The 8,819-nt window shown below is 35.0% G+C and carries 11 protein-coding genes and 1 pseudogene; 11 read left to right on the top strand and 1 reads right to left on the bottom strand.

Going from position 1 to position 8,819, the window contains the following annotated elements; translation table 11 throughout:
• Both AACY61_RS04330 and AACY61_RS04325 read left to right on the top strand, forming a co-directional pair.
• Positions 1-209: pseudogene (locus tag AACY61_RS04330) on the top strand (hypothetical protein); the annotation flags it as partial.
• Positions 210-313: 104 nt separating this feature from the next.
• Complete coding sequence (locus AACY61_RS04325) at positions 314-1,627, top strand: dihydrolipoamide acetyltransferase family protein (RefSeq protein ID WP_339610361.1); 1,314 nt, start codon at positions 314-316, stop codon at positions 1,625-1,627.
• Here the strand turns inward: AACY61_RS04325 and AACY61_RS04320 are convergent.
• The gene (locus AACY61_RS04320) at positions 1,624-2,049 is read right to left on the bottom strand and encodes a BLUF domain-containing protein (RefSeq protein ID WP_339610360.1); all 426 of its coding nucleotides are present in this window, start codon (positions 2,047-2,049) and stop codon (positions 1,624-1,626) included. The two genes, AACY61_RS04325 and AACY61_RS04320, sit on opposite strands and share 4 nt — an antisense overlap.
• Positions 2,050-2,201: 152 nt before the next feature.
• On the opposite strand from AACY61_RS04320, the gene AACY61_RS04315 reads away from it, so the two are divergent.
• From AACY61_RS04315 to AACY61_RS04275, 9 genes are all read left to right on the top strand, one after another.
• Positions 2,202-2,978 (top strand): 3'-5' exonuclease, encoded by a 777-nt coding sequence (locus tag AACY61_RS04315; RefSeq protein WP_339610359.1) that lies wholly within the window; start codon positions 2,202-2,204, stop codon positions 2,976-2,978.
• Positions 2,979-2,996: 18 nt separating this feature from the next.
• Complete coding sequence (locus AACY61_RS04310; protein WP_339610358.1) at positions 2,997-3,608, top strand: fumarylacetoacetate hydrolase family protein; 612 nt, start codon at positions 2,997-2,999, stop codon at positions 3,606-3,608.
• Positions 3,609-3,616: 8 nt separating this feature from the next.
• Positions 3,617-3,958 (top strand): Hpt domain-containing protein, encoded by a 342-nt coding sequence (locus tag AACY61_RS04305; protein WP_339610357.1) that lies wholly within the window; start codon positions 3,617-3,619, stop codon positions 3,956-3,958.
• A complete protein-coding gene (locus tag AACY61_RS04300; RefSeq protein ID WP_339610356.1) occupies positions 3,958-5,205 on the top strand; it encodes a competence/damage-inducible protein A in 1,248 nt (415 codons plus the stop codon). The genes AACY61_RS04305 and AACY61_RS04300 overlap by 1 nt, the downstream gene beginning before the upstream one ends.
• A gap of 77 nt (positions 5,206-5,282) precedes the next feature.
• Complete coding sequence (gene rpmB, locus AACY61_RS04295) at positions 5,283-5,522, top strand: 50S ribosomal protein L28 (RefSeq protein ID WP_339610355.1); 240 nt, start codon at positions 5,283-5,285, stop codon at positions 5,520-5,522.
• Between the two features lie 21 nt (positions 5,523-5,543).
• Positions 5,544-5,732 (top strand): 50S ribosomal protein L33, encoded by a 189-nt coding sequence (gene rpmG, locus AACY61_RS04290; protein ID WP_188443171.1) that lies wholly within the window; start codon positions 5,544-5,546, stop codon positions 5,730-5,732.
• 46 nt (positions 5,733-5,778) lie between these two features.
• Complete coding sequence (locus tag AACY61_RS04285; protein WP_339610354.1) at positions 5,779-5,934, top strand: DUF4295 domain-containing protein; 156 nt, start codon at positions 5,779-5,781, stop codon at positions 5,932-5,934.
• Positions 5,935-6,077: 143 nt separating this feature from the next.
• Complete coding sequence (ftsY, locus tag AACY61_RS04280) at positions 6,078-7,031, top strand: signal recognition particle-docking protein FtsY (RefSeq protein WP_339610353.1); 954 nt, start codon at positions 6,078-6,080, stop codon at positions 7,029-7,031.
• 58 nt (positions 7,032-7,089) lie between these two features.
• Positions 7,090-8,700 (top strand): amidase family protein, encoded by a 1,611-nt coding sequence (locus AACY61_RS04275; protein ID WP_339610352.1) that lies wholly within the window; start codon positions 7,090-7,092, stop codon positions 8,698-8,700.
• Positions 8,701-8,819: the final 119 nt, after the last annotated feature.

Raw genomic sequence — 8,819 nt, 5'->3', positions numbered from 1 at the left:
TTACAGACGAAAAAATATTTAATTCTTACTTTATTTTTGATGCCAACTATATTTCATATGAAAAAATATTCAAAACAATGGATTTTCATAAAAACAAAAAGAACACCTTCAGAATAAGACCGGTTAATTCAGATTTTTTAATAGGAAGCGATAGTAGTAATAACAAAGGAGAAGTTTTTGATTTTTCTAATGAATCAAAATCAAAATAGCATTTTCTAAGCTAAGCCAGAGATAAAATCCTAAAAACAGCTTGAAAGGATAAAAAATTATTAATTTTGCACACGCATAAACCAATGTACTTTCATTAAAAATTATGGCAAAATTCGAATTAAAATTACCCAAAATGGGGGAAAGTGTTGCTGAAGCAACCATTACAAACTGGCTTAAAAATGTAGGAGATACCGTTGAGCTTGATGAAGCAGTTCTTGAAATTGCGACAGATAAAGTTGATTCTGAAGTTCCCAGTGAAGTAGAAGGTGTCTTGTCTGAAATTTTGTTTCAGGTTGATGATGTTGTACAGGTGGGGCAAACAATCGCAATTATTGAAACCTCAACAAAAGGTTCTGATGCCAATCAAAAAGAAGAAATACAAGCTGCTGAACCCGCTAAAGAATTGGTTTCTAAAGTAGAAGAAACGGTGGTTGCTGCAAAAGAAGCTGTGCAAACACCAGTGCAAAGCACAACTGATAGATTTTATTCACCCTTGGTAAGAAGCATTGCAGAAAAAGAAAATATATCGCAGAATCAACTTGATGCAATTTCCGGCACAGGAAAAGACGGTCGAGTTACCAAAAACGACATTCTAAATTTCTTAGAAAGCAAATCAGGTCAGACCAAAACACAGCCTGCTGCTACATCACCATCACAACCGGTTTCATCTCAAACCGTTCCCAAAGTTTCACCAGTATCTGTGAACGGTCAGGATGAAATTATTGAAATGTCAAGAATGGGCAAACTCATTGCTCATCATATGGTTGAAAGTGTACAAACCTCTGCACACGTTCAGTCATTTATTGAAGTTGATGTTACTAATATCTGGAACTGGAGAAACAAAGTGAAATCTAATTTTGCAAAAAGAGAAGGTGAAAACCTAACCTTTACTCCAATTTTTATGGAAGCCGTTGCCAAGGCTATCAAAGACTTTCCGATGATAAATATTTCTGTTGACGGTGATAAATTAATAAAACGAAAAAACATAAATTTGGGTATGGCAGCTGCATTGGCAGATGGTAATTTAATTGTACCCGTCATTAAAAATGCAGATCAATTAAACTTGCTTGGAATGGCAAAAGCTGTAAACGACCTTGCAGACAGGGCAAGAACCGGGAAGCTAAAACCAGATGATACACAAGGCGGAACCTATACAGTAACCAATGTTGGAACTTTTGGAAGTGTTATGGGAACACCAATCATTAACCAGCCACAAGTAGGAATTCTGGCCCTGGGAGCTATTAGAAAAGTACCGGCAGTAATTGAAACTCCAGAAGGCGATTTTATTGGTATACGTCACAAAATGTTCTTGTCACACTCTTACGATCACAGAGTTGTAAACGGTGCTTTGGGAGGCCAATTTGTAAAACGGGTTGCAGAATATCTGGAAGCATTTGATGTAAATAGAGAAATTTAAATATGTAAATTATTTACAAAAGATTTTATCAAAACAAGACCCGGATGTTCACTGTTCGGGTCTTTTCCTTTAAATAAATCTTCCTTATTGAAATCCTTTTGACCCACAATTCTAGAAGTGTCATCAATGGTCAATTTTTTAAAGGCCATAGACCAATCACCAAATTCTCTTTGGGTCGCAATTCCCTCAACCAAAGTAATTATTTCCTGATGCCGCTTATCATTTTTAATTTTATCGAACAGAATATCGATTGTGTTTTCGGGACCTTCCAGAAACTGAACAAAAGTACCATCAAAATAAATCAACATCCCGGTAATTTCATTTCGGGTATTGTTTGTTCTACAAGAAACCAACAAATTAGAAATATCTTCGTTAGTTAGAATGTAAGATTGACGACTTACGTATGCAAGGTATTTTAGCAAATTGGTTAGGTTTTGATTCTAAAAATAGAAAATATTTCTCAGAAAATTATAAAAATGATTTAAAAGCCTTTTAATTTCCAATCTTTTCAAAAATTGAGGCAGCCATATCAATGATTAATAGTAATTTTGTTTCATAAAAAAATAATTGCATAATGAACTTAAACCTCGACAAACCCATATGTTTTTTTGACCTGGAAACCACCGGTACGAATATTGCCACAGATAGGATTGTTGAAATATCAATTTTAAAAGTTTTTCCAAACGGAAACAAAGAAAGTCATACCTGGAAGGTAAATCCCGAAATGCCTATTCCTCCTGTAGTTACGTCAATTCACGGTATTACAGACGAAATGGTAGCAAATGAGCCCACCTTCAGTGAACTTGCTCCCAAAGTTTACACCCTTATTAAAGATTCTGATTTGGGAGGTTTCAATTCAAATCGATTTGATATTCCTCTTTTAGCAGAAGAATTATTAAGAGCCGGAGTTGATTTTGAAATGAAAAATACACTTTCTGTTGATGTGCAAACCATTTTTCACAAAATGGAAAAACGAACTCTTGAAGCTGCATATAAGTTTTACTGTGATAAAGATTTGATAAACGCACACAGTGCTGAAGCTGATACCATAGCAACTTATGAAGTCTTGGAAGCTCAAATTGAAAGATATGAAACACTAGAAAACAACACTAAGTTTTTAGCACAATTCAGTTCTCATAAAAAATTTGCAGACTTTGCTGGTTTTATAGGATTTGACAAACAGGGCAATGAAGTCTTTGCTTTTGGAAAACACCGTGGAAATAAAGTAGAAGATGTTTTAGAAAATGAACCAGGTTATTTTGGATGGTTACTCAATGCAGATTTTCCTTTATACACAAAGAAAATTCTTACTGGAATCAAACTGAGAAAACTAAACAACAAGTTAGATTAACTCTTTTGAACGATTATTATGAAGTTAATTTGTATTGGAAGGAATTATGCTGCTCACATCGATGAGCTAAAAAATGAAAGGCCTTCAGATCCTGTAATATTTTTAAAACCCGATACAGCCATTCTACTGAAAAAACAACCTTTTTTTATACCCGATTTTTCAAACGATGTGCATCACGAAGTAGAATTATTAGTTAAAATTAAAAAAGTGGGCAAACACATTGATGAAAAATTTGCACATGCCTATTACGATGAAATTGGTTTAGGTATCGACTTCACAGCTCGTGACCTACAGTCAAAACTTAAAGAAAAAGGACTTCCATGGGAAAAAGCAAAAGCTTTTGATGGTGCAGCAGTAGTAAGTAAGTTCTTTTCCAAATCTGAATTTGATGATGTTAACAACATTGATTTTAGTTTAGAAAAAAACGGGCAGTTAGTGCAAAAGGGAAATACCTCCATGATGTTATGGAAAATCGATGCTTTAATCGAATATATTTCAAAATACTTTACATTAAAGATTGGAGATATTATCTTTACAGGCACTCCTGCAGGTGTAGCCAAAGTCAATCCTGATGACCAACTCACGGGATATATTGAAGAAAAGCAGGTTTTTTCAATTAAAGTAAAATAAAATAGACAATGAGTAAAACATATTCTTTAGATAGTTTACAGGAAATTGCCGGGGGCGATGAAGAGTTTATGGCCGTGATTGCCAAAACATTTTTGGATGAAATTCCACCTGATTTAAACGCAATGATTCAGGCCGTTGAAAACAATAACAAAGCGTTGGCCTATCAATTTGCTCATAAAATGAAGCCCAATCTTGAAATGCTTGGTCTTAACTTAACAAAAGATATTACAGCCATTGAATCCTGGACCAATACCTCCAAAAGTAATTCGGCAGTGAAATCACAAGTGGAAAAAGTCGAAACAATTTTACGCCAGGTATTCATTGAGCTTAAAGAAGATTTTAACTTGTAATGCTTGCCGAAATAGTTACTATTGGAGACGAAATTCTCATAGGTCAAATCGTTGATACAAACTCTGCGTATATAGCCACAGAACTTAGTAAAATTGGTGTTCAGGTAGTTCAGATTACTTCAATTCAAGACGATAAAAACCATATACTTGAAAGCTTGTCAGAAGCAGAAAAAAGAGCAGACATTGTTTTTTTAACTGGTGGTTTGGGCCCTACAAAGGATGATATTACAAAAAATACAATTTGTGAATTTTTTGAAGATAAATTGGTTTTAAATGAAAAAGCACTTCAAAATGTAAAATATCTTTTTGAAAAACACCTGAACCGGTCACCCAATAAACAAAACTTATTACAAGCATATCTGCCATCAAAAGCAATAGCTCTTGAAAACAAGTTTGGAACAGCCCCCGGAATGTGGCTCGAAAAAAACAACACAGTGTTTATTTCCATGCCCGGTGTTCCTTATGAGATGAAAGGCTTGATGCAAAATGAAGTGCTTCCAAGACTTCAAAAAAAGTTTAAAAGACCGGTGATTGTTCACAAAACACTTCTAACAACTGGGATGGGTGAAAGTGCTATAGCTGAAATTATTGAAGATTTTGAAGAAAATTTACCACAAGACATTAAACTTGCCTATTTGCCCTCATTAGGCAGAGTCAGATTGCGATTGTCTACAAAAGGACTGAATGAGGCAGCCTTGCATGCAGCTATTGATACTCACGTGAAAAAATTACAAGGGTTGATTGGCGATATTATTATTGGTTTTGATGAAGAAACCTCCATAGAAGAGGTTGTGGCCAATTTATTGGTAAAAAGGCAACAAACCTTAAGCCTGGCTGAAAGTTGTACAGGTGGTCAAATGGCCAGAAAAGTAACCAAAATGAGTGGGGCTTCACAATATTTTAAAGGGGGATTTATTACCTATGCAACTGCCAGTAAATCAAAAATTTTGAGGGTCTCTGAAGAATTGATAAAAAAACATACCGTTGTTAGCGCTGAGGTTGCAGAGGCTATGGCCAAAAGTGCAAGAAAACTTTATGAATCTGACTATGCCATTTCAACAACTGGAATTGCAGGCCCCACAAAGGGAGATGCCAATGAAGATGTAGGAACAGTTTTTATTGGAATTGCTTCTCCAAAAGGAGTCTATTCAGAAAAATTCAATTTTGGAAAAGAACGGCAACGTGTCATAACAAGTGCAACAAATAAAAGCTTTGAACTGCTTAGAAAAGAAATTTTAAAAAACTAATCTTTAATTGTTGTGCAACATATAAAAATGTATTAAATTTGCAGCCTGTTTTAAAATAACGAAAAAAGTTTATAGAAATGTCTAGAGTTTGTGAGCTTACAGGAAAAAGAGCAATGGTTGGAAACAATGTTTCTCACGCAATGAACAAAACGAAACGTAAGTTTCAGGTTAACTTGCTGAAGAAAAGATTTTACATCCCTGAAGAAGATAAGTGGATTACCTTGCGTATATCTACAGCTGCTTTAAAAACAATCAATAAAAATGGAATCTCTGCAACAATTAAAAAAGCAAGAGAAAAAGGTTATTTAACTAAATAATCTTAAAAAAAGTTCAAAGTAATGGCAAAGAAAAGCAAAGGAAATAGAATCCAGGTAATTTTAGAGTGTACTGAGCATAAAGAATCAGGAATGAACGGGACTTCTCGTTATATCACAACTAAAAACAAAAAGAACACTCCGGACAGAATGGAATTGAAAAAATTCAACCCTATCTTGAAAAGGATGACCGTTCATAAAGAAATTAAGTAATTAAGGCATTTTACTATAGTAAAACTGTCAAAAAACAGACTAAGTCATGGCAAAGAAATCAGTAGCAACATTACAAACCGGATCAAAACGTTTAACCAAAGCAATCAAGATGGTAAAGTCTCCAAAAACAGGTGCCTATATATTTGTTGAGACCATTACAGCTCCTGAACTTGTAAATGACTGGTTAAGCAAACAAAAGTAAACTTTTACAATTTAAATAAAAGCCGTCCACCTTTTGGTGAGACGGCTTTTCCTTTTTATGTATCTTTGTTCCCATAAGCATTAAGTTAAGAGACAATATAGTTGCTATTTCTTGAACAGTTGTATAATAATCACAAATGAACCATGAGTTTTTTTAAAAAAATATTTTCTTCAGAAAAAAAGGAAACTTTAGACAAGGGTCTTGAAAAATCAAAGACGAGTTTTTTTGGCAAATTAAGTAAGGCTGTTGCTGGAAAATCTAAAGTAGATGATGAGGTTTTAGATAACCTGGAAGAAATTCTAGTCTCTTCAGATGTGGGAGTGAACACAACACTAAAAATCATTGAACGAATTGAAGCCCGTGTAGCTAAAGACAAATACTTGGGTACAGACGAACTCAATTTGATACTTCGTGAAGAAATTGCCGGTTTGCTCTCTGAAGTAGATTCAGGAAACGCAACTGAGTTTGAAGTTCCTGCTGATAAAAAGCCCTATGTTATTATGGTAGTGGGAGTTAATGGTGTTGGTAAAACAACCACCATCGGCAAACTGGCACACCAGTTTAAAAAAGCTGGAAAAAGTGTAATGCTGGGAGCAGCAGATACCTTTAGAGCAGCAGCAATCGATCAATTGCAAATTTGGGCAGAAAGGGCTCAGGTTCCCATAATTAAGCAAAATATGGGTAGTGACCCTGCTTCAGTCGCTTTTGACACGCTGCAAAGTGCCCTAAAACAAAATTCTGATGTCGTTATTATCGATACCGCCGGGCGGTTACATAACAAGGTAAACCTAATGAACGAACTCACCAAAGTAAAACGCGTGATGCAAAAGGTTGTTCCTGATGCTCCACACGAAGTACTTTTGGTGCTAGACGGATCCACAGGTCAAAATGCTTTTGAACAAGCTAAACAATTCACCGCAGCAACTGAAGTAACTTCTTTGGCGGTTACTAAATTGGATGGTACAGCAAAGGGTGGTGTTGTGATTGGTATCAGTGATCAATTTCAAATTCCTGTTAAATACATTGGTGTGGGTGAAGGTATGGAGCATCTGCAGGTGTTTAATAAATTTGAGTTTGTAGACTCTTTCTTTAAATAAGTTATTGTCTGGAGAATAAAATATTTAACTATTTTTGAGAAATTTAGGACAAAAATTAATGAAAGCTATTTGCCATTTTCTCATTGCGTGTTTGTTTTTTTCTTGTGATTCTTCAAACAATCAAAAAAATGAACCTACTTCCCAAAATGAAATTAAATACAAAGTCCTAGACTCCCGGTTTCTAAATAGCAAGGATATGTTTCAGCCTTTTGAGAATGAACTTCTGAGTTTTTCAGCTGAACAATACAATACTTTACGACCTTACATTTTAGAAAACGATATCCCAACAATACAAAATTATATTGATGATGGAATATTCACCTATGAAGAACTAACGCTATTCTACATAAAGCGCATCCAATATTACGACAGAAATAATGACAAATCACTCAACAGTATCATTTCTTTAAATCCAAATGTTCTTGTAGAAGCACGTAAATTGGATAGTTTGTTCAATAAGAACGAAGAAAAACATCCCATATATGGAATGCCTATTCTGTTAAAAGACAACATCAACACATTAGAGATGCCCACAACTGCAGGAGCGGTAGCTTTGACTGAAAATTACACTGAAGATGCTAAGATAGTCAAGCAACTTAAATCTCATGGAGCACTTATTTTGGGAAAAACAAATCTCAGTGAATGGGCCTACTTTTTCTGTGGTGATTGTCCCAGTGGTTATTCTGCAGTTGGAGGCCAGACACTCAATCCATACGGAAGAAAAAACATTGACACCGGAGGTTCCAGTTCAGGAAGCGGTGTAGCAACTGCAGTTAATTTTGCTGTTGCAGCCGTGGGAACAGAAACCTCTGGCTCCATACTTTCACCTTCTTCCCAAAACTCTGTAGTAGGTATGAAGCCAACGATTGGACTGTTAAGCAGAAGCGGTATCATACCAATATCCTCAACACTTGACACACCGGGCCCAATAAGCAAGTTTGTTATCGATAACGCAATTTTGCTTTCTGCAATGACAGGATTTGATGATCAGGATGAGGTTTCGTTTAAGACGGAAAAGACTACAGATTATTATTTAAATCTGAATATAGGGTCACTTAACGGTAAGCGTTTTGGTGTTTTTAACCATTTGCTCAGTGATTCACTTTATACCAATGCAATAAAACAATTGGAAAATTTGGGCGCAGAAATTGTAAAAATTGAGGAAGAAAAAAGCTCTTTGCCAAACTTTTTACGACTGTTGAATCTGGATATGCAAAAAGACATTCCAAAGTATTTTTCTGAATTTGGAAATCAAAACCTTGGCTATAAAACTCTTGATGACATCATTGCTTTTAATCTAAAAGACTCTTTAAACAGAGCTCCTTACGGGCAAATGTTATTTCTTGGCGTCGTTTCTGATAATGCTTCTAAAGAAGTGTTTCAGGCTATTAAAGATACTTTGTTTATGAATGGAAGAAAGTTTTTTAATTTGCCTATGAATGAATTTCATCTTGACGCTATACTTTCTATTAATAATTATCACGCGGGTTATGCAGCAGTAGCAAAATATCCCGCCCTTACCGTTCCGATGGGTTTTGATCATTCTAATACACCTAAAGGATTGACTTTTATTACTTTACCCAGAGGCGAAATGCAATTACTTCAATGGGCTTATACCTTTGAAAAACACACTTCTTTGAGAAAAACTCCTCAAGAATACAAAGAATAACGCCTTAATAATTCTGATTTTTATAAAGTAATTTTTCAAAATTGATTTTATCAATGCTGTATCTGATTTAGATTGTATCTTTGCAGTCCTTTAGGTGTATTAGAATGATCAAAACCCAT

Origin of the sequence: uncultured Planktosalinus sp. (assembly GCF_963973675.1) — a bacterium.
Taxonomy (GTDB): Bacteria; Bacteroidota; Bacteroidia; order Flavobacteriales; family Flavobacteriaceae; genus Planktosalinus.
Note: the sequence above shows the minus strand (reverse complement) of the source record. Positions and strands in the feature narration are given on the sequence as shown.